General features: G+C 40.7%; 23 protein-coding genes. 14 read left to right on the plus strand and 9 right to left on the minus strand.

The window, feature by feature from the left end; all coding sequences use genetic code 11:
- Window positions 1-84 precede the first annotated feature (84 nt).
- The gene (locus tag H6G97_RS14375) at window positions 85-1,068 is read right to left on the minus strand and encodes an alpha-ketoacid dehydrogenase subunit beta (protein ID WP_100899866.1); all 984 of its coding nucleotides are present in this window, start codon (window positions 1,066-1,068) and stop codon (window positions 85-87) included.
- A gap of 313 nt (window positions 1,069-1,381) precedes the next feature.
- Here H6G97_RS14375 and H6G97_RS14380 point away from each other — a divergent pair, with 313 nt between their 5' ends.
- A complete protein-coding gene (locus H6G97_RS14380; RefSeq protein WP_190941255.1) occupies window positions 1,382-1,567 on the plus strand; it encodes a hypothetical protein in 186 nt (61 codons plus the stop codon).
- Between the two features lie 21 nt (window positions 1,568-1,588).
- On the opposite strand, the gene hemB is transcribed toward H6G97_RS14380, so the two are convergent.
- Both hemB and H6G97_RS14390 read right to left on the minus strand, forming a co-directional pair.
- Window positions 1,589-2,569: a porphobilinogen synthase gene (hemB, locus tag H6G97_RS14385; protein ID WP_190941256.1), complete on the minus strand. Its 981-nt coding sequence runs from the start codon at window positions 2,567-2,569 to the stop codon at window positions 1,589-1,591.
- Between the two features lie 395 nt (window positions 2,570-2,964).
- Window positions 2,965-3,324: a DUF4870 domain-containing protein gene (locus H6G97_RS14390; RefSeq protein WP_190941257.1), complete on the minus strand. Its 360-nt coding sequence runs from the start codon at window positions 3,322-3,324 to the stop codon at window positions 2,965-2,967.
- Window positions 3,325-3,449: 125 nt separating this feature from the next.
- Between H6G97_RS14390 and H6G97_RS14395 the strand changes: the two genes are divergently transcribed.
- The 5 genes from H6G97_RS14395 to H6G97_RS14415 all read left to right on the plus strand — a co-directional run bounded on the left by H6G97_RS14395 (window position 3,450) and on the right by H6G97_RS14415 (window position 10,795).
- Window positions 3,450-5,078: a peptide chain release factor 3 gene (locus H6G97_RS14395; RefSeq protein ID WP_190941258.1), complete on the plus strand. Its 1,629-nt coding sequence runs from the start codon at window positions 3,450-3,452 to the stop codon at window positions 5,076-5,078.
- 204 nt (window positions 5,079-5,282) lie between these two features.
- Entirely contained in the window at window positions 5,283-7,553 is a 2,271-nt protein-coding gene (locus tag H6G97_RS14400; protein ID WP_190941259.1) for a M48 family metalloprotease, read from the plus strand.
- A 623-nt stretch (window positions 7,554-8,176) separates the two neighbouring features.
- On the plus strand, window positions 8,177-8,704 hold the full coding sequence (locus H6G97_RS14405) for an RNA recognition motif domain-containing protein (RefSeq protein ID WP_190941260.1): 528 nt from the start codon (window positions 8,177-8,179) through the stop codon (window positions 8,702-8,704).
- Window positions 8,705-9,341: 637 nt separating this feature from the next.
- Window positions 9,342-9,782, plus strand: coding sequence for a SufE family protein (locus H6G97_RS14410; protein WP_109011258.1), 441 nt, complete (start codon window positions 9,342-9,344; stop codon window positions 9,780-9,782).
- A gap of 101 nt (window positions 9,783-9,883) precedes the next feature.
- Complete coding sequence (locus tag H6G97_RS14415; RefSeq protein ID WP_190941261.1) at window positions 9,884-10,795, plus strand: alpha/beta fold hydrolase; 912 nt, start codon at window positions 9,884-9,886, stop codon at window positions 10,793-10,795.
- A 52-nt stretch (window positions 10,796-10,847) separates the two neighbouring features.
- Here the strand turns inward: H6G97_RS14415 and H6G97_RS14420 are convergent, their stop codons facing one another.
- Window positions 10,848-11,792 carry an all3515 family Zur-repressed PEP-CTERM protein gene (locus tag H6G97_RS14420; protein ID WP_190941263.1) on the minus strand — a complete coding sequence of 315 codons (945 nt, stop codon included), beginning with the start codon at window positions 11,790-11,792 and terminating at the stop codon, window positions 10,848-10,850.
- A gap of 300 nt (window positions 11,793-12,092) precedes the next feature.
- Here H6G97_RS14420 and H6G97_RS14425 point away from each other — a divergent pair, with 300 nt between their 5' ends.
- From H6G97_RS14425 to H6G97_RS14445, 5 genes are all read left to right on the plus strand, one after another.
- On the plus strand, window positions 12,093-13,064 hold the full coding sequence (locus tag H6G97_RS14425; RefSeq protein WP_190941265.1) for a CobW family GTP-binding protein: 972 nt from the start codon (window positions 12,093-12,095) through the stop codon (window positions 13,062-13,064).
- A gap of 69 nt (window positions 13,065-13,133) precedes the next feature.
- Complete coding sequence (locus H6G97_RS14430; protein ID WP_190941267.1) at window positions 13,134-14,195, plus strand: WD40 repeat domain-containing protein; 1,062 nt, start codon at window positions 13,134-13,136, stop codon at window positions 14,193-14,195.
- 361 nt (window positions 14,196-14,556) lie between these two features.
- Window positions 14,557-14,829, plus strand: a complete 273-nt coding sequence (locus H6G97_RS14435) for a hypothetical protein (protein WP_190941268.1) — start codon at window positions 14,557-14,559, stop codon at window positions 14,827-14,829.
- Between the two features lie 62 nt (window positions 14,830-14,891).
- Complete coding sequence (locus tag H6G97_RS14440) at window positions 14,892-15,086, plus strand: hypothetical protein (RefSeq protein WP_190941270.1); 195 nt, start codon at window positions 14,892-14,894, stop codon at window positions 15,084-15,086.
- A gap of 82 nt (window positions 15,087-15,168) precedes the next feature.
- Window positions 15,169-16,773 (plus strand): NAD(P)H-quinone oxidoreductase subunit N, encoded by a 1,605-nt coding sequence (locus tag H6G97_RS14445; RefSeq protein WP_190941272.1) that lies wholly within the window; start codon window positions 15,169-15,171, stop codon window positions 16,771-16,773.
- Between the two features lie 230 nt (window positions 16,774-17,003).
- Here the strand turns inward: H6G97_RS14445 and H6G97_RS52435 are convergent, their stop codons facing one another.
- The 5 genes from H6G97_RS52435 to H6G97_RS14465 all read right to left on the minus strand — a co-directional run bounded on the left by H6G97_RS52435 (window position 17,004) and on the right by H6G97_RS14465 (window position 20,946).
- The gene (locus tag H6G97_RS52435) at window positions 17,004-17,810 is read right to left on the minus strand and encodes a sensor histidine kinase (protein ID WP_242054931.1); all 807 of its coding nucleotides are present in this window, start codon (window positions 17,808-17,810) and stop codon (window positions 17,004-17,006) included.
- Window positions 17,811-17,899: 89 nt separating this feature from the next.
- On the minus strand, window positions 17,900-18,364 hold the full coding sequence (locus tag H6G97_RS52440; RefSeq protein WP_242054932.1) for a PAS domain-containing protein: 465 nt from the start codon (window positions 18,362-18,364) through the stop codon (window positions 17,900-17,902).
- An 86-nt stretch (window positions 18,365-18,450) separates the two neighbouring features.
- Entirely contained in the window at window positions 18,451-18,993 is a 543-nt protein-coding gene (locus H6G97_RS14455) for a methanogen output domain 1-containing protein (protein ID WP_190941274.1), read from the minus strand.
- A 249-nt stretch (window positions 18,994-19,242) separates the two neighbouring features.
- On the minus strand, window positions 19,243-19,602 hold the full coding sequence (locus H6G97_RS14460; protein ID WP_277883294.1) for a sensor histidine kinase: 360 nt from the start codon (window positions 19,600-19,602) through the stop codon (window positions 19,243-19,245).
- Between the two features lie 48 nt (window positions 19,603-19,650).
- Entirely contained in the window at window positions 19,651-20,946 is a 1,296-nt protein-coding gene (locus H6G97_RS14465; protein ID WP_190941339.1) for a hybrid sensor histidine kinase/response regulator, read from the minus strand.
- A 658-nt stretch (window positions 20,947-21,604) separates the two neighbouring features.
- Here H6G97_RS14465 and H6G97_RS55370 point away from each other — a divergent pair.
- The 3 genes from H6G97_RS55370 (at window position 21,605) to H6G97_RS14475 (ending at window position 24,251) form a co-directional block, all read left to right on the plus strand.
- On the plus strand, window positions 21,605-21,883 hold the full coding sequence (locus tag H6G97_RS55370) for a hypothetical protein (RefSeq protein WP_338421706.1): 279 nt from the start codon (window positions 21,605-21,607) through the stop codon (window positions 21,881-21,883).
- Between the two features lie 17 nt (window positions 21,884-21,900).
- The gene (locus H6G97_RS14470) at window positions 21,901-22,647 is read left to right on the plus strand and encodes a terpene synthase family protein (RefSeq protein WP_338421707.1); all 747 of its coding nucleotides are present in this window, start codon (window positions 21,901-21,903) and stop codon (window positions 22,645-22,647) included.
- A 203-nt stretch (window positions 22,648-22,850) separates the two neighbouring features.
- Complete coding sequence (locus H6G97_RS14475) at window positions 22,851-24,251, plus strand: cytochrome P450 (RefSeq protein ID WP_190941278.1); 1,401 nt, start codon at window positions 22,851-22,853, stop codon at window positions 24,249-24,251.
- The last annotated feature ends 200 nt before the right edge of the window (window positions 24,252-24,451 follow it).

Consider the following 24,451-nt stretch of genomic DNA (forward strand, 5'->3'; position numbering starts at 1 on the left):
TGAGCATTGGGCATTGGGGATCGGGAATTGGGGATTGGGCATTGGAAAACTCTTCCTCAGTCCCCAGTCCCCATTCCCTAGTCCTTAGACTCGTAACGCTACCATTTTTTCCACAGCTTCCACTATTTGCTCTGGTTGGATGATTGTTAGTCGTTCCAGATTGCCGTTGTAAGGTGTGGGGATGTCTTGGGAAGAAAGTCGTAGTACTGGCGCATCCAATTCATCGAATAAGCGATCGTTGATTGAAGCGATGACTTCTGCTCCAATACCCGCAGTTCGCATGGATTCTTCCACAACAATGACTTTATGGGTTTTTCTTACTGATGCACCAATGGTATCAAAATCTAATGGTTTGAGGGATATTAAATCGATAACTTCTGGATCATATCCTTGTTTTTCAAGAGTTTTTACTGCTTGCAGCACATGATGCCGCATCCGTGAGTAAGTAATAATGGTTACATCTTTACCCTCACGCACAATTTCTGCTTTATCTAGGGGTAGTAAATATTCTTCTTCTGGTAAATCTTCTTTCAAGTTGTAAAGCAGAACGTGTTCAAAGAACAACACGGGGTTATCATCGCGGATAGCGGATTTCAGCAGTCCTTTAGCGTTTCTTGGTGTGGAGCAGGCAACAATCTTCAACCCTGGCACAGCTTGGAAGTAGGTTTCTAGTCGTTGGGAATGTTCTGCACCTAGTTGTCTACCGACACCGCCAGGGCCGCGAATTACCATCGGAATTTTAAAATTACCGCCGGAAGTATAGCGCAGCATCCCAGCGTTGTTGGATATTTGGTTGAAGGCGAGCAGTAAAAAGCCCATATTCATGCCTTCAATGATGGGACGCAACCCTGTCATCGCGGCTCCCACTGCCATGCCAGTAAAGCTATTTTCAGCAATGGGGGTGTCTAGAATGCGGAGTTCGCCATATTTTTGGTACAGGTCTTTGGTAACTTTATAGGAACCGCCGTAGTGTCCGACATCTTCACCGAGAACGAATACGCTGGAATCACGCGCCATTTCTTCATCAATGGCTTCCCGTAAGGCGTTGAAGAATAGTGTTTCTGCCATTTAGACCTTTTTGTACGATTATGGTTATAGAATTTTATCGTGCTGCTGTCGCAAATACGGTGAGCGATCGCACTAGTTAGAGATTGGGTTTTTTAAACGAACCGCCCCAAGTATAGAGCGAATAATTGCCATAACTATATCAAAGCTATTTAATTTAGATTTTATCGGTTTTACGAGCGATCGCCTCGTACAGTGAGTAAGTCCTAGTGAAATTTCTGGGCAATAATTCCTCTTTTCTCTGTGTTCTCTGCGCCTCTATGGTTAGATAAATTACTTTTAAACCGCAGATGACAGAGAGAAGAAAAGAGATTTTATGAAACAAAGCTTTAAAATAAATACTATTGAAAAAACTGATATTGCAGGCATCGCAGCAATATATAAGCGCGTTCAGCTTTTTTTTGAATTTTGCACCAGCCAAACTAAAAATACAAAAATCTCACACCCAAACACCAAAACACAACTCTACGTCTGGATGTTTCTGCGTGAGATTTTCCACTAAATTACTATTCAATCGTTTATCCTACTTTAACCATCGCGCCGCATCTTTGGCATGGTAGGTCAAAATTAAGTCTGCACCAGCCCGTTTAAACCCAGTTAAAGTTTCCATAACCACGCGTTCTTCATCAATCCAACCGTTGAGAGCCGCAGCTTTCACCATCGCATACTCACCAGAAACATTGTAAGCCGCAACAGGTAAGTTACTCGCTTCCTTCACCCGGCAGATAATATCCATGTATGCCAAGGCTGGCTTAACCATGAGCATATCAGCACCTTCAGCAATATCCAATTCAATCTCTTTAATCGCTTCGCGGGCATTACCTGGATCCATTTGGTAAGTTCTTCTGTCCCCAAATTGCGGTGTCGAGTCTGCTGCATCCCGAAATGGGCCATAGTAACCCGAAGCATACTTAGCAGCGTAAGACAAAATCGGTGTATCTTGAAATCCGGCTTCATCCAAACCCTGACGAATTGCCTGGACAAAACCATCCATCATCCCAGAAGGCGCAATGATATCGGCACCGGCTTTCGCTTGAGAAACCGCCGTTTTTTTCAACAATTCCAAAGTTGGATCATTTAAAACTCGTCCTGTTAAATCACCAGTTTGTAAATAACCACAATGACCGTGACTGGTGTACTCACATAAACAAGTATCAGCAATTACAATCAAATCTGGCACAGCTGCTTTTACCGCAGTCGCAGCTTTTTGGACGATACCGCAATCATGCCAAGCGCCAGTGGCATCCACATCTTTATCAGCCGGAATCCCAAATAAAATAATCGAAGGAATTCCTAAGTCGTAAACTTCTTTTGCCTCTTCGACAATTTTATCTACCGAAAGTTGGTAGACTCCGGGCATAGATTTTACTTCATTAGCGATTGCCTCACCTGGTACAGCAAATAGTGGATAGATTAAATCGCTTGTTGTTAAAACAGTTTCACGAACCATCCGGCGCAGTTGGGGATGAGTACGCAGACGACGGGGGCGGTGTGTAGGAAACATAAAATTTTATGAAGAAAAACAACGCAAATGGACACAAAATAAAGCGTCACAAAAGCAGGCTAAAATTTTCCTGCCGTCAGACAGACTACAAACAGTGCTTAACTGTCCTTTGCCCTACTCTTAATCAAGTTGTAGGGCAATTTTGTATTCTACAGCTTGCTTGCATCTATCCGACGGGCTGGAAAAAAAACAACATAGTAAGCAATTAAAAATTCAAAATGATAAGACTCTCTGTTGGCAAAATCGTGGGGAATTGAGGGTTGAAATTTAAACGCAGAGGGGCGCAGAGGTAAACGCAGAGGCACGCAGAGAATTCGCTACTAATTCATGAAATATTGTACTTAGTAGCAAATAACTGACAATTAACAATGCCCAATGCCCAACAATAATCTGTATTAAAAAACTCGGAAAATATAGGGATAACGGAAGGGTATATCAGGATTGCTGAAAACTTTTATGAGCGCCCAAATTGTTAATCCCCAGTGCAATATATATCCCAGACCGGCTAATGGCCCCAGTAATAATAGAGGTAACACTAACCAACCGAATAGAAAAAACAGCGCTCCCAGAATTCCTCCATAAAGCCAGACATTAAAGTGGAAATTAATGGATTCTTTGGCGTTTTCTTTAACAACAGGATCGTCAGATACGAACAGTATGGCGATAGGTATACCTACAGATACCAATGTCGTGCTGAGAAAAATGGCTCCATGAGACAAGGCGGATAAAAGCTTTCGCTTATCTGTGTCGTACATTGCTTTCTCCTATTTGGTCAGATTGTTGGTTATATTACGACCCTATCACGAGCATCGTTGTCTTAAGATTAAAAGACTTAGCCAGAGTCAAAAAAAATTAAGTTAGCTAACAAACAAATACATCTATGTCTACTGAACTTCAGTCTGAACTTATTCAAGCAGTTGAACTTCGCCGCAACTTTGCGATTATTTCTCACCCTGATGCGGGTAAAACTACACTAACAGAAAAGCTGCTGTTATACGGAGGTGCAATTCACGAAGCTGGGGCGGTTAAGGCGCGACGAGCACAGCGTAAGGCGACCTCTGACTGGATGGCGATGGAGCAACAACGGGGTATTTCTATTACTTCCACAGTCTTGCAATTTGAATACCAGAATTGTCAAATAAATTTATTAGACACTCCTGGACACCAAGATTTCAGTGAAGATACTTATCGCACCCTCGCCGCCGCCGATAATGCAGTAATGCTGATTGATGCAGCAAAAGGTTTGGAACCCCAAACCCGCAAATTGTTTGAAGTGTGTAAGTTGCGCGGTATCCCAATTTTTACATTTATCAACAAGCTCGATCGCCCAGGAAGGGAACCTCTGGAATTGTTAGATGAAATTGAGCAAGAATTGGGATTGCAAACCTATGCGGTAAATTGGCCGATTGGTATGGGCGATCGCTTTAAAGGTGTTTTTGATCGACACAAGCAACAAATTCACTTGTTTGAACGCAGCGCCCACGGCAGCCGAGAAGCCCGTGATACGATAGTCGAGTTAGGCGATCCGAGAATAGAAGAACAGCTAGAACAAAGCCTGTACCACCAACTGAAAAATGATCTGGAACTGTTAGATGGAGTTGGGCCAGAGCTAGATTTACAGTTGATACACGAAGGCAAAATGACGCCTGTGTTCTTTGGTAGCGCCATGACCAATTTTGGGGTAGAGTTATTCCTCAAATATTTCCTCGACTATGCCCTCAAACCTGGTTCTCATTACAGCAGTGTTGGCGAAGTTGCCCCTACATACCCAGAATTTTCGGGGTTTGTCTTCAAACTGCAAGCGAACATGGATCCGAAACACCGTGATCGCGTCGCATTTATCCGGGTTTGCACTGGTAAGTTTGAAAAAGATATGATGGTGAATCACGCCCGCATTGGTAAACTCATCCGTCTGTCTCGCCCGCAAAAACTTTTTGCCCAAGAGCGAGAATCGATTGATGTGGCTTATCCTGGCGATGTGATCGGTTTGAACAATCCCGGTGTTTTTGCGATCGGAGATACAATTTACACGGGACAAAAGCTCGAATATGAGGGGATTCCGTATTTCTCGCCGGAACTGTTCGCATCTCTGAGGAATCCCAACCCCTCGAAGTCTAAACAGTTCCAAAAAGGCGTTGCGGAATTGCGCGAAGAAGGTGCTGTGCAAATTATGTATTCAACTGATGAAGCCAAGCGCGATCCAATTTTGGCGGCGGTGGGTCAGTTGCAATTCGAGGTGGTGCAGTTTCGCTTACAAAATGAGTATGGTGTAGAAACCATATTAGATTTATTACCATACAGTGTCGCCCGTTGGGTTGAGGGTGGTTGGGAAGCATTAGAAAAAGTGGGACGAATATTCAATACCACTACAGTTAAAGACAGTATGGGACGCCCAGTATTGCTATTCCGCAATGAATGGAATTGTCAACAATTACTGGGCGACCATCCAGAGTTAAAATTAAGCGCGATCGCTCCAGTATTTTCTAGTCAACAACCAGTGGAGGAATGAAGAAGAATACAGAATACAGAATCCAGAATTCAGAATTAGTTCTACAAAAGAGCTAACTGAATTCTGACTCCTGACTCCTGGATTCAATCTTTATCATTCACTTGACAAACAAAACTTGAGCGCGGTTGAGTTCCACGGCATCCGAGGTTCGCGCTTTTGCACAAACGTGGATCACCTAGAAGAGATTGGAGTGCCAGAATTTGTATGCCTTCACATGCCAAACCGTTTTTGGAGGCTGGTTTAGTTGCCCTCAAGCAAGGAAATTACCAAACAGCGATCGCTCAACTAAAACCTATTGCTAACAGCCAAAGCAATGGTACTGCTAGCTTACAAGCCAAGGTTGGTTTAGTGATGGCTTATGCTCGCACTGGCGAAGTTGCCAATGCGATCGCTATTTCCCAGAATCTGATTGAGAGTAACAATCCCCAAGTCCAAGAGTGGGCAACACGCGCTCTCGAACACCTGACAAAACGTAAAAAACCCGATCAAGAACCAAAAAAAGTTGAAACTGGATTTGTTGCCTTTGAGAATTCAACCCCAGATTCTCCTCCAGTTACTCCCCCGGAAACTCCTACATTAGAGGAAAAATCGAATGATCAAGTAATAGAAGCCAAAAGCGACGACGTCCCGCAGATGGTGCCACTACCTAGACTCAAGGCTACATTAGCAACACCACCGCCACCACCACCTGCTGCGCCCCTAAATGGCTTCATGGGTTCTGTTACCCGCACCCAAGCCAAATTGTTCGGTGTTATTTATTGGCGGCAAGCACAACGCGCTAGAGCATGGCAACCATTACGTAAACCAAAATTAATTCCCTTGCGGCTACTGTCAGCAGGAACATTCATCGCTTTCTTTTGGGTGATGCGAGAAATCCTCAAGTTAGCAATGGGATTCATCAACCATACTTTAGTTAAACTACCTTATTTTGAGCCGTTACAGTTTTTATACGGCGACCCGACTAAATTGTTACTAATAGTATTGGTGATTTTAATCGGAGCATCACCTTGGTTGCTGGATATACTACTGGCAAACTTCTATGGTCAGCGAGAATTTCCTAAAGATGTATTGAATACCCACAGCCGAGAAGCTGTCCGAGTGCTACAACGTTGTTGCCAACAACGGCACCGGCCATTACCTAAACTGCGGATTTTACCGATGGCTGCACCAATTATCCTGACTTATGGTAGCTTACCACGTAATGCCAGGATTGTTGTCAGTCAAGGGCTATTAGAACAGCTGGCGGATGATGAAATCGCCATTATCTACGCCACGCAGCTAGGGCATATTGCTCACTGGGATTTTGCTGTGATGTCTTTGTTGCTGCTGGTGACATTACCAACTCATAAGCTATATCAGCAAGTGTCGCAGTTGGGAGACAAAATATCAGCGAAAATTTGGCGATCGCCGGTGACAATTCTGGCTAGTCTAATTTATGGAGTTTGGTGTTTGCTGACTGGGACTGCATTGTGGTTGTCGCGGTTGCGACTTTATTATAGCGATCGCGTCGCAGCTGAAATTACTGGTAATCCCAATGCCCTGATTCGCGCTTTACTCAAAATCGCCATTGGCATTGCCGCTGATATCCAAAAAGAGGAAGAGACAAGTTGGCAACTAGAAAGCTTAAATCTCTTGACACCAGTCAGCTCCCAACAGAGCCTTGCTTTGGGCACTATTGCCAGTAATTTATCTTTTGAATCATTTTTGAAGTGGGATACTGCCAACCCCTATCGTCGATGGTTTACGATTAATAATAGCCATCCGTTAATGGGCGATCGCATCGAACGTCTTTGCCAAATAGCCCGTCACTGGCATCTAGACACCGAACTACATTTTGCTAGTGAACCATCAAAGGTTAAACGTCAGTCTTTCTTATTACAAATCGCTCCCTGGTTGGGAATTCCTCTAGGGGTTCTGTTTGCAGCTTTAGTCTGGCTAACCTGGCAACTAGCATTCGCACTCAAGTTTTTAAATCTAAAGTGGATATATGAAGATTGGTCTTTCATTACAGGCTGCCTTCTGATTGGCTTTAGTATCGGTACACTGATGCGGATTAATTCTTTCTTTCCCGATATTAAACCGACCACAGTGCAAACTGATGACAGCTTACCCAACCTGTTATCTAACCCTTCTGCCTTACCCATCGACAGCATCAGCGTGCGTCTAGTGGGCAAACTGTTAGGTCGTCAAGGCACTAGCAACTCCCTAGCGCAAGATTTAATCTTCCAATCCAGCGCGGGTTTGCTGAAATTACACCACATTTCTTGGCTAGGACAGTCAGTCAATCACCAGCATCTAATCGGTCGGCAAATTATCGTCACTGGTTGGTTCCGGCGAGGAGCAACACCTTGGATCGATATCCAAACCCTGGAAACTCAAAGTGGTAAAACCATTAACAGCCCTCATCCCATTTGGTCTACTTTTTTGGCAGTTGCAGCACAGGCTTTGGGCGCATACGTTTTTCTCACTGGTTAGTCATTAGCAAAGGACAAAGGACAAAAGACAAATCAGAATGTAAACAAAAGTTGCAGGTTTTCTTAACAAGTGTTACATTTATTTACACAAACAATAGCACGCCACATAACTCAGCACCACAGCTTGGTTGTGAATTTGGATGCTTTTCCCCTGCTACATACCTTTTTTCCTCCCAACACAGCAGCAAATTAACCAGCCAGTGGCTGGTTTTTGTTTCAAAATATTCTCACTTACAGAGAAAAATGTGTTTTATGTTACGATATAGTAAAACTAAAGTCGGAAATGTATGCGCTAAACTAGCTACGTAGAAAATACCGTGGTAATGTAAGGAATGGTATTAGATTCTGCGAAAAAGGGCATGAAAAAAAGCGTGTACTTTAGCAGGCAATAGGCTATTAAATTTACAATTCTTAGAATTAAGGTGTTATTAGCTCACCATAGTGTGAGCCTTTGGATTAAACAAGCTTGATCCCGACGAAAAACTGTATTGTTATATAGGTTGACAGTTTCGAGCAAAAAAATTGGTTGATGGCAGTCTTGGTCAATAGCATCTATTTAAAAGCCAAAGCTAAGTGATTGTTTTCTTGCCTTGCCATGTTTATTCAACTCTGGAGGTATAGTTCATGTCCATTCGCCTATATATAGGTAATTTGCCTAAAGATGAAATAGATCGTCAAGATCTCCAAGCAGTTTTTGCAGCCGAAGGTGATGCTGTAACTACTAAATTAATTAAAGACCGCAAAACCGGCAAATGTCGTGGTTTCGGTTTTCTTACAGTCAACAATGACGAACAAGCTGACGAAATTATTGAAAAGTATAATGGTCAGATGTTCAAAGACACTCCTATTAAGCTAGAGAAGGCATTACCTCGGACAAAGGGTGAAGAGGGTGACGAGCAAGCTCCTAAACCAGTTACTCTTGCTAGTAATAGTAGTAGTAGTAGTACCCCCACACCTAGCCCCAACAGAGAAGGTAGCCGTCGTGAGAAAAGCTCTAAGAAGCCTCGTCGTGGCGGCGGTAGCAGTGGCGGCGGCGGTTCTCGTGAAAACAGCACCACAACCACCGATTCAGACGCTATTCGTCCAGATCCTCGTTGGGCTTCGGAATTAGAAAAGCTGAAGCAGATGTTAGCTGCACAAACTACGAATTAATCGCTAAGGGAGAGAAGTTAAAAATTAAAAATCAGAATTTTTTTTGATTTTTAATTTTTAATTATCGATTATTACTTAGTGCAGGTTGGCAAAAATAAACCTAGCATTCAAAACATTGAGGAAGCCCAAGATTAAAGCATGAGTGAGTTTTGACTTCCGCGTTGCGGTACTAGCTGCTTAGTTAAAATCTAGTCGCAGCTAATTTTGTAAGTGCATAGGCGCAGGCTAACGTAGGCATTGCATGGTCATTTGTCACTACTGAGGTGTAGTTTAAAGTTGCCAGTTAAGAAACACGCCAACCTCCAGAAAATCTGGATTTAAGTTAAATTAAACGACACATAAATTTTCAACATACACCATACACACTTACGTAATAGTAAAAAGTAAATACTATTACAGGAATAACTTGTATAGAGTTGCTGTTAAAGCTTGCTTATAAAAAAATTAAGTTTTTGTAATTACACACATCAAAAACCTGACCGATGTGAATGCGATGCCTACGGCGGGCTGCGCCTACGCAATAAATGTCTAGATTTGACATATCATAGCTAGCTGATATGCCAAGGTTAACCGGAGGCGCGATCGCTCTAAAGATAATCTACACTCAAAGTGATACCGATCATTTGCAGCTTCTGTTATGTCCTCAACTCTAGATTCTTTGCCACCTGCGCTCGCTAAAATTGTCCAGCGCTTTCAACGCGCTTCCGAACCGAAGCGACGCTACGAACAGCTAATCTGGTATGCTCAGAAGCTCAATGAGTTCCCAGAAGCTGATAAATTACCCGAAAATAAAGTTCCTGGTTGTGTGTCTCAAGTTTATATCACCGCAGCCTTGGATGATGGTAAGGTTGTGTTTCAGGGCGATTCCGATTCTCAGTTAACTAAAGGATTAGTCGGTCTTCTGGTTGAAGGATTGCATGGACTAACGCCAAGTGAGATTGTCCAACTTACTCCAGATTTTATTCAAGAAACAGGCTTAAATGTTAGCCTGACACCTTCCCGTGCTAATGGGTTTTACAATATTTTTAAAACCATGCAAAAAAAAGCATTGGAATGTAAGTTAGATTTGCCTAGCTAAACTTGGTTATTAGTCATTAGTCATTTGTCATTGGTCATTAGCAAAAGACAACTGACAAAAAACAGTTGATAAATAAGGTACAACTACCAAAATTTAGTCTAATGTCAACAAATTTATTATCTACCTCTGCTGCTACTGGTTTTGGTGGAGTGGTTCAAGAATATCTCTGGAATTGGGAAAATCAGCAATTGCGCGTTGTTTATGAAACCCTTGGTAAAGGATCACCGCTATTGCTATTACCATCTTTCAGCAGTGTTTCAACGCGTTTGGAAGTAGGCGAACTTGCCAAGTTATTAGCTCCCAATTTTCAAGTTGTGGCCATTGATTGGCCTGGATTTGGAGAATCTTCTCGCCCTAGTTTGAATTATCGACCGGAAATATATCAGCACTTTCTAGAAGATTTTGTCAAAGCTATTTTTAATACTCCCATTACTGTGGTAGCGGCTGGCCATGCTTCTAGTTACGTTTTACAATTAGCTGTGAAGCAGGCTGTTTTCTCAAAGATTGTATTGTTAGCTCCTACTTGGCGTGGGCCTTTGCCGACAATGGGGGCAAGTCAGCAAATAGCTGGCATGGTGAGAGAATTGGTGCGATCGCCTATACTTGGTCAAGCTCTCTACAAACTCAACACTACCCCATCCTTCTTAAGTTTGATGTATCGCCGTCATGTATTTACTGACGCAGGTAAAATTACACCCAGTTTCATCGAGAAGAAATGGCAAACAACTCAACAACCAGGAGCGCGATTTGCATCTGCTGCCTTTGTAACTGGTAATCTCGATGCTGTACACGAACAATCTGATTTTCTGGAACTTGTGCAGTCTTTAACCGTACCGCTTATGGTAGTAGTTGGGGAATCTAGCCCCCCCAAATCACGAGAAGAAATGAACGCTTTGGTAGCCTTACCAGGAGTGAGAAGCGTTGTTATCCCTGGTTCTCTGGGACTACATGAAGAATACCCAGGGGTTGTTTTAGAAGCAGTTCAAGATTTTTTGTTCTCCTCAGAAAATTAAATTTTTGCACCAAGAGGAAAAGAATAATTTTGCACCTTGGTGCGAGATTAGATTAGTTCAAGCTACTGCGAGTCAGTTTTTGCAAGCGAGAAAGAGAAAGCGCTAGTAAACCGACTATACCAAGACCAAGAACAGTTGATGACTCAGGGACTGCCTTGACTTCAAAATCAAAATTGAAAGTGCCAGACTCTTTAAAGGGAATACGGTGATTATCAGTGCCTAAATCCACTAATTTGAATGATGCAGAATAAGTTCCCAGTGGTGCAGCAGCATCAGTCCAAAAAGTAGGGGTGAACGAAAAATTATCACCACTGCCGATTGTGTAGATATCGCCTACTGACTTGACAATATCAACGCCTGCTGAATCACCAATATTCAATCCACTGCTAATTGAGGCTAATTGTAAACCAATATTTGCACCCTCAAGAGACGACTGCCAACGACCATTAGAGCTATTGAACAAATACTGGTTGTCTAATTCTTTTGAAGTTTTTAGAGACGCTATAGGTTCTATTGTCAGATTGCTATATTCCTTATCTGTTGGAGTACTAATCAAGCGACCACTATAAAACCCTGTACCAGGTAATAATGTTAGCGGCGGTTGTTCTGAGTAAGACTCAGGAATTCGGTTATTTGTGTTGGTTGGGTTAATGGTTGGGTTATTTAATGACCCTGAGTAGCTATAAGTACCAATGCCGTGGAAATGGCTAGATTCAGGTGTGTCTTCATCCCTATGTGCAAACAGAAGGGTCAAACGATTGTAATTGGGGTTCTCCAAACCTGCGTATGTCCCTGTAGAGAGAGCCTCCAAACCATCTAATCCGATATAAAAGCCCGTTTCATCCGAATGATTATGAGTATCATCTGCTTGTGCGGATGCTAAAGCGGTAGATAAAACCAACGGCGCAACGACCAAAAAGCTGACTGCAATAGACGCAGATGCTTGTCCTGCTTGAGTTAATTGCTTTCTCAAACCGATAGTGTTTTTTGAAACCACTACGCTACTCCATCAAAGTATAATTTTTTTGCTTGGATAATGATTATCATTTTAATAGCAAGATTGCCAAGGTACTAACCTGCAACTTACCGCAGGGTGTTGGCTTGTATGCAATATTGCCAGCCAAGGTTTGAATATCTATTACTTATTACAGATGTATAAAAATAAAATGTTTGGTCATTAAATTATGTGATTATTTTCCTGAAACCCAAAATAATAGTAAGTTCGCACAAAAATATAAAAAGATTTATGATATGTGATAATGATTATCCATAAGGTGAGACAAGAGGAATTTAGAGTATGGTGGCTGACGTAATCAACAATTCAGTTCCCGTTACTGTTCTTACAGGGTATTTGGGAGCAGGTAAAACGACTCTACTCAATCACATCCTCACCTACGAACACGGCAAAAAAGTTGCTGTGATTGTCAATGAATTTGGGGAAGTGGGTATTGATAATCAATTGATTATCGATGCAGATGAAGAAATTTTTGAAATGAATAATGGCTGTATCTGTTGTACAGTACGCGGCGATTTAATTCGCATCATTGGCAACTTGATGAAGCGGCGCGATAAATTTGACCATTTAGTAATTGAAACAACTGGATTAGCCGATCCTGCACCAGTGATTCAGACATTTTTTGTGGATGAAGATTTGCAAAGTCAACTGTCTTTAGATGCAGTGGTGACAGTTGTAGATGCCAAGCACATCTCGCAGCACTGGGATGCAGACGAAGCACAAGAACAGATTGCTTTTGCCGATGTAATTTTACTTAATAAAACAGATTTGGTAGCGCCAGAAGAGTTGAATGAATTGGAGAAACGGATTCGGGCGATGAATGCGATCGCAAAAATCTACCGTACCCAAAATTCTGAACTAGGAATGGATGCTTTATTAGGTGTAAAAGCCTTTGATTTAGATCGTGCATTAGAAATTGATCCAGATTTCTTAGGCGAAGATGCCCACGTACACGATGAAAGCGTCTTTTCTGTAGCTTTAGTAGAAGCAGGTGCAGTGGATGGAGAAAAATTAAACACTTGGCTTTCCGAGTTACTACGTACCCAAGGGACAGATATCTTTCGGATGAAAGGCATTTTAAATATTGCTGGAGAAGATAATCGATTTGTATTCCAAGGAGTACACATGATATTTGATGGCAAACCCGATCGCCCCTGGAAACCAAACGAAACCCCCAAAAACGAACTAGTCTTCATCGGGCGCAACCTTGATGCAGCAAAACTTAAGCAAGATTTTCTCGCTTGTCTAGCATAAATAGGAGATTGGGGATTGGGAAAATTGACTCCCTAGTCCCTAGTCCCCAGTAACCAGTACCCAATAACTATGAACACCACAACCAGCAAATCTAAGGAATTTGAACAACACTATTCGGGAACACTTTCAGATTATGTAACTGCGATCGCTTGGTCGCCACAAGGTAAAACTTTAGCAGCAACTTCCGCCGCTGGTGAAGTAGTTCTGTGGAATAATGGCGAACTCACAAGTTTACAAACTGGTAACGGTAAATCAGTAGACTGTCTCGCCTTTTCACCAGATGGAAAATTTTTAGCTGTTGGTGGACAAGATGGACAGGTGAAAATTTGGCGCGATACTGAATTAATCGCCACCTTGGAAAATGCCCCCGCATGGGTTGACAAGCTAGCTTGGAATTACACCAGTAACCAACTGGCTTTTAGTTTGGGGCGTTATGTCCAAGTTTGGGATGCAGATACTCGCAAGGTTGTTGTAACGCTGAATTTTGAAAACTCGTCAGTTTTGGCGATTGATTGGCGCATTGATGGGCAATACTTAGCCATTAGCGGTTATCAGGGTATCAAGATTTGGCATAGTCAAAGCTGGGATGAAGAACCATACATCTTGGATATGCCTAGTGTGAGTGTAGCGATGGCTTGGTCGCCTGATGGTAAATTCCTGGCTTCTGGCAATATGGATCGTAGTGTCACCGTTTTGGAATGGAACAATCCCGACCCTTGGGTGATGCGTGGCTTCCCTGGTAAAATTCGCCAATTGGCATGGTCAGAAGCTACCACTAAAGTCGGTGCGCCAATATTAGCATCTTCTAGCGTTGAAGGTATTGTGGTGTGGGAAAAGCTCGAAGATGATTCGTTAGGCTGGGAAGCACGAGTATTAACTAATCATGTGGGTGTGATTAATGCGATCGCCTTTGCACCTAAAAGCTTCCTTCTCGCTTCTGCTGCTGCTGACGGTTGGTTGTGTTTATGGAACAAAGCCAAAGAAGTATCCCAAATTATCACAGGTGTCTCAGGAGGATTTTCCACTCTAGCTTGGCATCCCCAAGGCAAGTTACTGGCCGCAGGGGGTGAACAGGGCGAATTACTTGTATGGTCAAAGGTTTTGCGGGGTCAAGGATTTGGGCGCAGTTAAAATAATTCGTAATTCGTAATTCGTAATTCGTAATTAAAGACTGTAGGACTCATATTTGATTTTTGAACAAAACTCAGTACACCTTTATTCCTTCTTCCCAGTCCCCAGTCCCCAATAAAGAGTCCCTTACCTCTTCGAGTAATTCAGAAATCAAATCGGATTCCGATATTACATCAAAGTATTTATACGCAGACCGAAAAAAAGCGCCACTTATAGACGGTGGCGTTGGCCTCTCCCTTTGGGAGAAGGGTAATTAAACCCAACAATTACGAACTACGAATTACGAATTACGAATTATTAAAGTTGAAGGTGGGCAATTTATTAGCTATGCTGTATCAGCAAAGCTATCTTTGTGTGAATTATGAACATAGTCAAACTGATTTTACTTGCCTGTCCCGCATTTCTAGTATCCATGCTGCTGGTACTCAATCCAGCACACGCATCCAGCCTGAAATCTGAATATGCTACACAAATTATTACGGTAGCATCTACACAACAAATTCCTGAACTGGCAACACCAAAGTTGAATCAAACATCGAATCCGATTATTGATCAACTTGGTTGCAATTGTGCTAACTGTGTTCAGTCTAAATTTCAGTCACTACAAGGCAAGCTGCCATCAGTAGGTTTTTAATAAACTTAGGAATTATGAATATTGTAGGGGCACAGCATTGCTGTGCCCTTATTAATTAGTTTATGAGCTTTTTGTCCGTAGCGATCGCCTACGGCACGCACTTGTTGCCGCATAATTATTTATCATATTTGCTATCACGCGTGAAAAACGAGGTAGGAAAGCTGTTAGGTAAATTCCTAGATACTGAGAAAGCTGCGAGTAAGCCAATCAAGTTGGTGCGATTGCCATCTGCACCCAAGCTGTTAAGCTCTTGTTAAAAGAGCTAGTCTGGGAATTAGAAAACTTGCTAGAGTGAACAGAGTTAGCCTTAATGTCTAATCCCCAAAACCTATACATCTCATGGATTTTGCTAATATTGCATCCCAGCTAAACGCTGGAACGATTTTACCAGAGGGGATTGTTATTCTCACCCTCTTGGGGGTTTTGATTGTTGATTTGATTTTGGGGCGTACATCCGCACGCTGGATTGGATATCTAGCGATCGCAGGTTTATTTACTTCGATTGTCGCCCTATATTTTCAATGGGACGCTCCTAATCCCATCGGTTTTACCGGTAGCTTTAATAGTGATGACCTGAGTATTGTCTTTCGCGGTATTATTGCCTTGTCTGCGATCGCGACTATACTGATGTCAATTCGCTACGTTGAGCAGAGCGGCACTCCTTTAGCCGAATTCATCGCTATTTTGCTGAGTGCTACTTTGGGAGGGATGTTTTTATCCGGGGCTAGTGAGTTGGTGATGATTTTCATCTCCCTAGAAACCCTGAGTATCTCCTCTTACTTGTTAACAGGTTATACCAAGCGTGACCCCCGTTCCAATGAAGCGGCGCTGAAATACTTGTTAATTGGAGCTTCCAGTACAGCAATCTTTTTGTACGGTGTATCACTGCTGTATGGGCTATCTGGAGGACAAACTGAACTAGGTGCGATCGCTAATGGCATTGCCACAGCGAAAGGTGGTCAATCTTTAGGTTTAGTCATTGCCCTGGTTTTTGCGATCGCAGGTATTGGCTTCAAAATCTCCGCTGCACCCTTCCACCAGTGGACACCAGACGTTTATGAAGGCGCTCCCACCCCAGTCATCGCCTTTTTATCGGTCGGTTCCAAAGCAGCTGGGTTTGCCCTAGCCATCCGCTTGCTAACAACAGCCTTCCCCCTTGTTGCTGACGAGTGGAGGTTTGTCTTCACTGCTCTGGCTGTTCTCAGCATGATCTTGGGTAACGTAGTCGCCCTAGCCCAAACTACCATGAAACGGATGCTCGCTTATTCATCCATTGCCCAAGCTGGGTTTGTGATGATTGGCTTGATTGCTGGTACACAGGCGGGCTATGCCAGTATGATATTCTACTTACTGGTTTACCTGTTCATGAACCTGTGCGGCTTTACCTGCATTATCCTGTTCTCACTACGCACGGGAACCGACCAGATTTCCGAATACTCTGGCTTATATCAAAAAGACCCACTTCTAACACTGGGGTTGAGTATCTCCCTACTTTCCTTGGGTGGTATTCCACCATTAGCTGGGTTTTTCGGTAAGATTTACTTATTCTGGGCTGGTTGGCAAGCAGGTCTTTATTGGTTAGTCCTGCTGGGCTTAGTTACCACCGTTGTCTCCATCTACTACTACATTCGTGTAGTCAAGATGATGGTAGTTAAAGAACCCCATGAAATGTCCGACGCGGTAAAGAATTATCCACAAGTGCGTTGGGATTTACCTGGACTAAGACCTTTGCAAGTTGGGTTGGTAGTAACATTAATTGCTACTTCCATAGCAGGGATTTTGTCAAATCCACTGTTTACATTGGCGAACAATTCCGTCTCCAATACCCCCATGTTGCAAGCAACAATTAACACTAATGTAAAAGCAGAAAATCCACTGCTTTTGCCAGAATTAGATTCAGTTAGTCAGTCTCAACTCTCAGTTGATTCTACTGCTAAGATTTAATAGCCTGAGTCTCAACCAAAGTTTGTACTTAGAGACACGCCTGTTTGCTAATATGCAGACAGGCGTTCGTCATATATTTTAACTTTAAACTAAATTTCTAACTTAATATTGGAGAATTGAAAAAAATAAATTATCCTAAATTATTTCTATATTTTTAGTGGTGCAAGGTCTTGCGCCCCGATGATGGAATAATTAAAACTATAGAATATTAAAGTAAAAATTAAATTTTATCAGACTGAACTAACAGGTATCTTAATTATAAATTCTGCACCTTTCCCTGGAACAGAAAAACAGCTAAGTTCTCCGTTATGTTTTTCAACTATAATCTGATAGCTTATATATAACCCTAGTCCAGTACCTTTACCCACCGCTTTTGTCGTAAAAAACGGATCAAATAGCTTTGAGCAAACTTGTTCATTTATCCCCGAACCATTATCAGCAATACTAACCTTTATCCATTTTTGATCTATTACCTCAGTTTTAATTTCAATTTGAGGATTATTATTTGTTAGTTTTTGATTGTCATTGTTCGCCGATGCCTCCAATGCATCGATTGCATTAGCAAGAATATTCATAAACACTTGATTGAGTTGACTGGGGTAGCAAGTTACATTGGGTAGTTGACTATATTTTTTGATGACTTTGGTTTCTGGGCACTCACGCTTATCTCGCAGGCGATGCTCTAAAATCATTAAACTACTATCAATTCCTTCATGAATATTAACTTGCTTGAATTCTGCTTCATCAAGCCGGGAAAAGCTACGTAATGATTTAACAATTTCCTGAATTCGTAATGTTCCTACTTGCATCGACTGGAAGAGTTTAGTTATATCTTGAATCAAAAAATCTAAATCTATTTCTTCTACTTGCTTTTGAATTTCTGGAGGAGTATGTGGACAAAGTTGTTGATAAGTTTGTACCAATGTTAGTAAATCCTGACTATATTTATGGGCGTGGTGAAGGTTTCCATAAATAAAACTCACGGGATTATTAATTTCATGGGCAATACCAGCGACCATTTGACCTAAACTAGACATTTTCTCAGCTTGGATAAGCTGAGTTTGGGTAAGTTGTAGTTCATTTAGTGTTTCTTGTAAAGCAATTGTGCGTTCCTCAACCCGAACTTCTAGCTCTTGATTTGCTTTCTTGAGCGCTTCTTCAGCTTGTTTTCGTCTTTGAACTTCTTTTCTTTTGCTAACTCATCGATTTTTTCATTCAACAAAACGAAATTACTGCTGGCTAAAGCTCTACTTTCCAAGCGTAAGATAATTAAAGCTGAAGATTCAGGAGACCAAGGTTGAATAACTGCTCCTTGACTACGACATATTAAGGTTTGTCCATCATTCTTCCGTAAAGTCAAAGTGCCAATCACCATTGCCCTGCTACTTGAACAAGATTGCAAGTACTTAACAATATCGTTAGTAGGCTCAGTTACCAGTTCAAAAAGCATTCTTCCCCGCAATTCCTGACGGCGTAACCCCAGCATATCTGCTACTGGTTGATTCGTAGCTAACAGCTGACCCTCTCCACTTACCAGAAGTAAAGGTTCTGGTAAAACTCTGGCAAATTCAAGAAATTGTTCAGGAGTCATGGGGCTTCCACTTTCGGGTTTGACTCTACTTTACATATCTATACTAAGCTTATATCCTGAAATTATTTTGTTTGCTGCTGAAGGATTTACACAGATTCCATTCCCCTAAAGTATTCTCGACCTTCTGCATCTTCTGCCTCTTCTGTAACTTTTAAGTAAATAATAACTTTACATCCAGAAGCACCCTGTGCTATAGTTTCCTGCAATTCTACTTTCGCATATCCTAGATTATTAGCTGCGATCGTCCCAAAGACATTTGAAGTCATCATGCACATGGCAGGGCGATTAAGTACTTTTTCGGCAAATGGGCAGACGCGGTTGCCGAATACAATTTTTTCATCATTCTGCTCAATGACATAAAAATCGCCTTGAATTCGTTTTTTTAAATCAATCAAGACATTAGTTACTTGCTCAGGAGAAAGGTTGGAGACTGCCAGGGCAGATTTATAATCTTGGTTAATCTGCCTCCCCATCCTTTCACCAACTACGCTAATAAATCCAGAAGCTTCTTCTAAACCAACAACATCCTGCAAAGTGCCAGATAATTCTCTGATTAATGTACGTAAAAATATATCGCGTTCTAAAGAAATATTAAGGGGAGTTATTGAATCGTTAAGTGAATTGGTCATAAATTTTGAGTACACAATCTTAGAACTACAGTTATAGAATTCCCCAAAATGTCTCTAAAGTAACTGTTTAATCTTTTTATTCTGAGAATTTGATGTTTGCTTCTGTTTATAATGATGTAGCCTGCGACAAGCTGCTCTGCATCTATGTTATAAAAAATTATTGTCGCAAATCAGATAAAATTGCTATATATTGAGAAATTTTAATTTTTATTTCCATAAAAAATGTGTATATTTTGTATATTTTATAGTTTAATAAAGTGGAATAGTGATTATAAATTCAGAACCTTTTTCTAACACAGAATTTACTTCTAGACTACCTTGATGTTTTTGGGCAATTGCTTGATAAGCAATTGATAATCCTAAACCTGTTCCTTTCCCCATAGGTTTGGTTGTGAATAAATGGTCAAACATTTTTTGCTGAACATCAGCCGATACTCCTACGCCATTATCTTGAATCCAAATCAAGACATGATTGTTATCTTCAGTGAGAGCAGTATGAATTGTAATTTGATTAGGATTTACCTTAATATCATTAAAACTCCATCCATAGTTAGACTCTTCTAAAGCATCAATGGCATTTGCCAATAAATTCATAAATACCTGATTCAATTGTCCTGGAAAGCATTTTACTAGGGGAATTACGATTTGCTATGATTCTTAAATGGGAAGCTTGATGATAAATTCTGAACCTTTTCCTCTTGCTGAATTTACCTCCAGAGTTCCTCCATGCTTTTCGACAACAATTTGACGAGCAATTGATAATCCTAGTCCTGTGCCTTGACCGACAAGCTTGGTGGTGAATAGATAGTCAAAGATTTTTTGCTGGACATCAGCGGACATTCCCACTCCATTATCTTTAATCCGAATCAAAATATAATTTTTATCTTCAGCAAGAGTAGTTTGAATCAAAATTTGATTGGGATTGGTTTCAATTTCAATATAGGTGCGTCCTACATTAGACTCCTCTAAAGCGTCGATAGCGTTAGCTAACAAATTCATAAATACCTGATTTAGTTGTCCGATAAAGCATTCTAATTCTGGCAAATTACCGTAATCTTTAATTACTTGAATATCAGGACGAACCTCGGATGCTTTTAAGCGGTGTTTAAGAATCATGATTGTACTGTCAATGCCATCATGAATATTGCAAGAAATTGTGCGATCGCTATCTGCTCGAGAGAAGGTTCTCAGACTGGTACTAATGTCACGAATGCGCTGAACGCCCTCTTTCATTGAAGAAATTAAGTTAGGTAGATCGGTAAGTATATACTTCAAATCTATCGCTGCAATTTGCTCCTGAATTTCTGAAACTGGATTAGGATAGTGATGCTGATAAAGATCAATGAGGTTGATCATGTCTTGGAAATATACTGAAGCGTGTCCAAGATTGCCATGAATGAAACCAACCGGATTATTAATTTCATGAGCAACTCCTGCTACTAATTGACCAAGGGCAGACATTTTTTCTGTTTGTACAAGCTGAAGTTGAGACTCTTGTAAGTCTTTCAATACCCTAGATAATGCTGCTGTCCTTTCTGCAACCCGTTTTTTTAAAGTTTTGGTGAGATTTCGTAATTGCAGATGGGTTTTAATTCTAGCCAATAATTCTTCTTCATGAAAGGGTTTGGTAATGTAATCAACTGCCCCTATATTTAGACCCTTTACCTTACTCTCAGTATCAGAATTAGCTGTCATAAAAATTACGGGGATATCACAAATATCTGAGTTTTCTTTCAGCCTTTTACAAGTTTCAAATCCATCTATTCCCGGCATCATCACATCTAACAGAATCAAATCAGGTAATTTTTCTTGAGCCTGTTTAATGGCCTTTTTACCATCATTCTCTGTAATAACTTTAAAGCCGACATTAGTTAATATATTAAAGACAATCTCTAAATTGGTAGCAGTATCATCTACCACTAAAATTAAACTGTCTTCTGGTGTATAAAGCATTTTTATATCTAGCTCGTAATTCATGTATTTAAATTAATTTAACTACTTGTTACTTATTCACTATTGCCCTGCGATCACAGCTAAGTTACCTCTATTTTATTTGCAGACCGACTGAAAATTTTTTTCTATGACAATCCTATAGTTCCCAAAAACTTGGATAACAGCAACATTCTCACGCTAAATTGCTCTCTGCGACTACGGGAGCGATCGCTACAGTATGAAAATGAAGCACTAATTTTAATTTTGACTACAGATGGACACCTCTTTCATGAAGACGGCTGGCTTTAAATTAGTCATTATTACTCTTGTCTTTTGAAAAAGATAATGTTAGCCCAGAACAATATTACTACTGAACAATCTTTTTAATAAAAGCAATCGTTATGAAGTTAGTTATTAATACTCTTGTTTTTTTAAACAATTAGTATATTTTTTATAAAAATAATATTACTGCTATTTACCTCTTACTGACTTTGCAAACTTGTTTTCTGTATTTATCCTGAACGCACACTTACGTAAATAATATTTTTTAAAAATCTTATTTTAGTATGATTTCAGATATCTTTTTTAAAAAAATAAATAAAAATAAAGAGTTAATAGTTGGAATATTTATATCTTCTTAAACATCAGGATTTTAGCGTAAAGATGATTTATGCACTGCATGAAAACTGGTATTAAAGGAGTTATTTCCAAAATTTTAACTTGTAAACTTTTAATAACTATATTGGTTATGGAAAAATTAATTTCTGCCGATTTATTCTGTCCTTTCTCACCACAAATCAATAAAAATATTAATGTTCTAGAAGAGTATGCTCTTGAATGGGTACTTGGTTTTAATCTTCTGGCAAATGAATCATCTTATCAGCGTTTCTGCAAGTCCAAATTCTTTTTGATGGCAGCTACTACCTATCCTTATTGCAACTTAACTTTCAAGAACTGAAGATAGCAAATGACTGGTTGAGTTGGCTATTTATTTGGGATGATCAATGCGATTTATCAAACTTGAAAACAAAACCTGAACTTCTAAAAGCTATTCACAAGAGATTTCTAGAAATATTGAAAGGGGCAGAAGTTACGAGCCATGATATACCTCTTAGTCGTGCTTTAAGTAACTTACGAGAGCGGATGCTTGAAAAAGCAAGCCTGAAATGGTTAAATTATTTTATCTGCGGCTTTGAGAAATATTTATACGGTTGTTTTGAAGAAGCAAACAACCGTGTAGATGGAATTGTACCCGATACTGAGACTTATATTGCAATGCGTAGGTTAAGCGCAGGTGCAGATGTTGCCTTGCCATTAATTGAACTTTGTGATCAGTTGATAATTCCTGATTTTTTACGAAAACAGGATATTTTTAAACAACTTAATGAAATTACAAATAACCTTCTTGGCTGGTCTAATGATATCTTTTCATTATCTAGAGAGTTGGCAACTGGTCATGTTCATAATTTAGTATTTGTACTACATTGCCAACACAAAATTTCTTTAGAAGAAGCAATGAAGCTTGCTACTAAAATGCATGATAATGAGATCCAAAAATTGTTAGATTTGGAAGCAAACATTCCATCTTTTGGACAAGAAATAGATGCTGAGTTAGCAAAATATATATTAGGAATTCATGCTTGGATACGTGGTAATCTCGATTGGTATTCCTTCACTGCTCGCTACAAAACTGTAGAGATGCTGGAGCTAGCAAAATATTAATTAAATAGTATAAGCTTACAAATAAAAAAGGAGAGTTAGATTGACTTTATCTCTCCTTTATAAGTTCCAATCAATACAACTATGTTGATGATATTGGTTGGGCTTTTAGTTTTTGAAGGTTAACTATAAAACCTTGATTTTAATGCCATAGCAGAAAGAAGCAAACCGTTATCTTATAATATCTCCTTACCCCTTTCCAAAAAATGCAACTACCTAATCTTCTAAAAATTCCTTCTTTTCTCCAAAAGCTGCAATGGGTAGCTGATCCTGTTCAGTATATGGAAAAAGCTGCTCAACAGTATCCCGACATTTTTACTGGTAAGATAATTGGTTTTGGGGACACTGTAGTATTCGTAAACCATCCCCAAGCAATCCAGGAAATTTTAACCAACGATAGAAAGAAATTTGCTGCTGTTGGCAAGCTTAACAGAATTGTACAACCTTTCATAGGAAACTATTCAGTTCTCACACTAGAAGGCGATCGCCACAAACGTCAACGACAACTGGTCATGCCATCTTTTCATGGAGAGAGGATGCAAGCTTACGGTCAACAAATCTGTGATCTGACTGAACAAATCTTTAATCAGTTACCACTCAATAAGCCCTTTTCGGCTCGAAATTTAACGCAGGAAATATCCCTACAAGTCATATTGCAGAACGTCTTTGGTTTGTCTGAGGGAGAAAGATTTCAACAGCTTAAGCATCTATTACCGTTGTTGCTAGATCTGTTTCGCTCACCTTTGACCTCTAGTTTATTTTTCTTTTCATTCTTGCAACAGGATTTAGGAGCTTGGAGTCCTTGGGGAAAGTTTCTGCGCGATCGGCAGACAATTGATCAATTGCTCTACGCTGAAATCGCTGAACGCCGACAGCAAGCAGATCCAGAACGCATCGATATCCTCTCCTTACTGTTATCAGCCCAGGATGAAGCTGGTCAAATGATGACTGATCAGGAGTTGCGCGATCAATTGATGGTCTTGATACTTGCTGGATATGAAACCACAGCAACGGCGATCGCTTGGGGATTGTATTGGATTCATCAAAAGCCTTTAGTCCGTGAAAAACTACTTCAGGAATTGGATACCCTGGGTGATTCTCCAGATCCCATGAGCATTTACCGACTGCCATATTTAAGTGCTGTTTGCAATGAAACCTTGCGAATTCACCCCGTCGTCATGTTTTCTTTTCCCAGAGTAGTACAAGAACCTGCCAAGCTGTTGGGACATTCTTTAGAGCCTGGGACTGTACTGCTTCCCAACATTTATCTAACTCATCAGCGTGAAGACTTATATCCCCAACCGAAGGAGTTTCAACCAGAGCGCTTTTTAGAACGGCAATTTTCTCCCTATGAATTTCTGCCCTTTGGTGGTGGTGTCCGTCGTTGTATTGGCGAGGCTTTGGCCATATTTCAAATGAGGCTAGTATTAGCAACTATTCTGTCAGGCTATCAGTTAGAGCTAGTTAATCAACGAACAGAACTACCTCAGCGTCGAGGTTTTACCCTTGCGCCAGCCAGTGGAGTCCAAATGGTAATTACAGGGCAACGCGCGCGTCAACAAGAAGCAGTTCTTGCTCCCTTCCCCCCACTCCCTGCCTCTTACTGACTTCTGCCTTGCGGTACTAGTAGTCTGTCAAGCTATTTTTGAAGGTTTGTAGTAAGCACTTCAGTCTTTAGAAAACAAGGACTTAAGTCTTAGATTTTTAAACACTGAAGTGCTTACTTACGAACTCATCAAAATTAATGGGGTAGACCACTAGTGGTCTGTCCCATTAGTTCTGATAGGTGAATCAAATTTCAACTTCT

Source organism: Nostoc flagelliforme FACHB-838 (genome assembly GCF_014698065.1).
Lineage (GTDB): Bacteria > Cyanobacteriota > Cyanobacteriia > Cyanobacteriales > Nostocaceae > Nostoc > Nostoc flagelliforme_B.

Coding starts and splice junctions, on each gene's coding strand:
- H6G97_RS14425 (WP_190941265.1), top strand. CDS start 12,093: ATGGTGGCTGACGTAATCAACAATTCAGTTCCCGTTACTGTTCTTACA.
- H6G97_RS14375 (WP_100899866.1), bottom strand. CDS start 1,068: ATGGCAGAAACACTATTCTTCAACGCCTTACGGGAAGCCATTGATGAA.
- H6G97_RS14400 (WP_190941259.1), top strand. CDS start 5,283: ATGCCTTCACATGCCAAACCGTTTTTGGAGGCTGGTTTAGTTGCCCTC.
- H6G97_RS14465 (WP_190941339.1), bottom strand. CDS start 20,946: ATGCTTTATACACCAGAAGACAGTTTAATTTTAGTGGTAGATGATACT.
- H6G97_RS14475 (WP_190941278.1), top strand. CDS start 22,851: ATGCAACTACCTAATCTTCTAAAAATTCCTTCTTTTCTCCAAAAGCTG.
- H6G97_RS52440 (WP_242054932.1), bottom strand. CDS start 18,364: ATGACTCCTGAACAATTTCTTGAATTTGCCAGAGTTTTACCAGAACCT.
- H6G97_RS14380 (WP_190941255.1), top strand. CDS start 1,382: ATGAAACAAAGCTTTAAAATAAATACTATTGAAAAAACTGATATTGCA.
- H6G97_RS14410 (WP_109011258.1), top strand. CDS start 9,342: ATGTCCTCAACTCTAGATTCTTTGCCACCTGCGCTCGCTAAAATTGTC.
- H6G97_RS14405 (WP_190941260.1), top strand. CDS start 8,177: ATGTCCATTCGCCTATATATAGGTAATTTGCCTAAAGATGAAATAGAT.
- H6G97_RS14390 (WP_190941257.1), bottom strand. CDS start 3,324: ATGTACGACACAGATAAGCGAAAGCTTTTATCCGCCTTGTCTCATGGA.
- hemB (WP_190941256.1), bottom strand. CDS start 2,569: ATGTTTCCTACACACCGCCCCCGTCGTCTGCGTACTCATCCCCAACTG.
- H6G97_RS14435 (WP_190941268.1), top strand. CDS start 14,557: ATGAACATAGTCAAACTGATTTTACTTGCCTGTCCCGCATTTCTAGTA.
- H6G97_RS14445 (WP_190941272.1), top strand. CDS start 15,169: ATGGATTTTGCTAATATTGCATCCCAGCTAAACGCTGGAACGATTTTA.
- H6G97_RS14395 (WP_190941258.1), top strand. CDS start 3,450: ATGTCTACTGAACTTCAGTCTGAACTTATTCAAGCAGTTGAACTTCGC.
- H6G97_RS14415 (WP_190941261.1), top strand. CDS start 9,884: ATGTCAACAAATTTATTATCTACCTCTGCTGCTACTGGTTTTGGTGGA.
- H6G97_RS14455 (WP_190941274.1), bottom strand. CDS start 18,993: ATGACCAATTCACTTAACGATTCAATAACTCCCCTTAATATTTCTTTA.
- H6G97_RS14430 (WP_190941267.1), top strand. CDS start 13,134: ATGAACACCACAACCAGCAAATCTAAGGAATTTGAACAACACTATTCG.
- H6G97_RS14440 (WP_190941270.1), top strand. CDS start 14,892: ATGAGCTTTTTGTCCGTAGCGATCGCCTACGGCACGCACTTGTTGCCG.
- H6G97_RS55370 (WP_338421706.1), top strand. CDS start 21,605: ATGAAAACTGGTATTAAAGGAGTTATTTCCAAAATTTTAACTTGTAAA.
- H6G97_RS52435 (WP_242054931.1), bottom strand. CDS start 17,810: ATGTCTAGTTTAGGTCAAATGGTCGCTGGTATTGCCCATGAAATTAAT.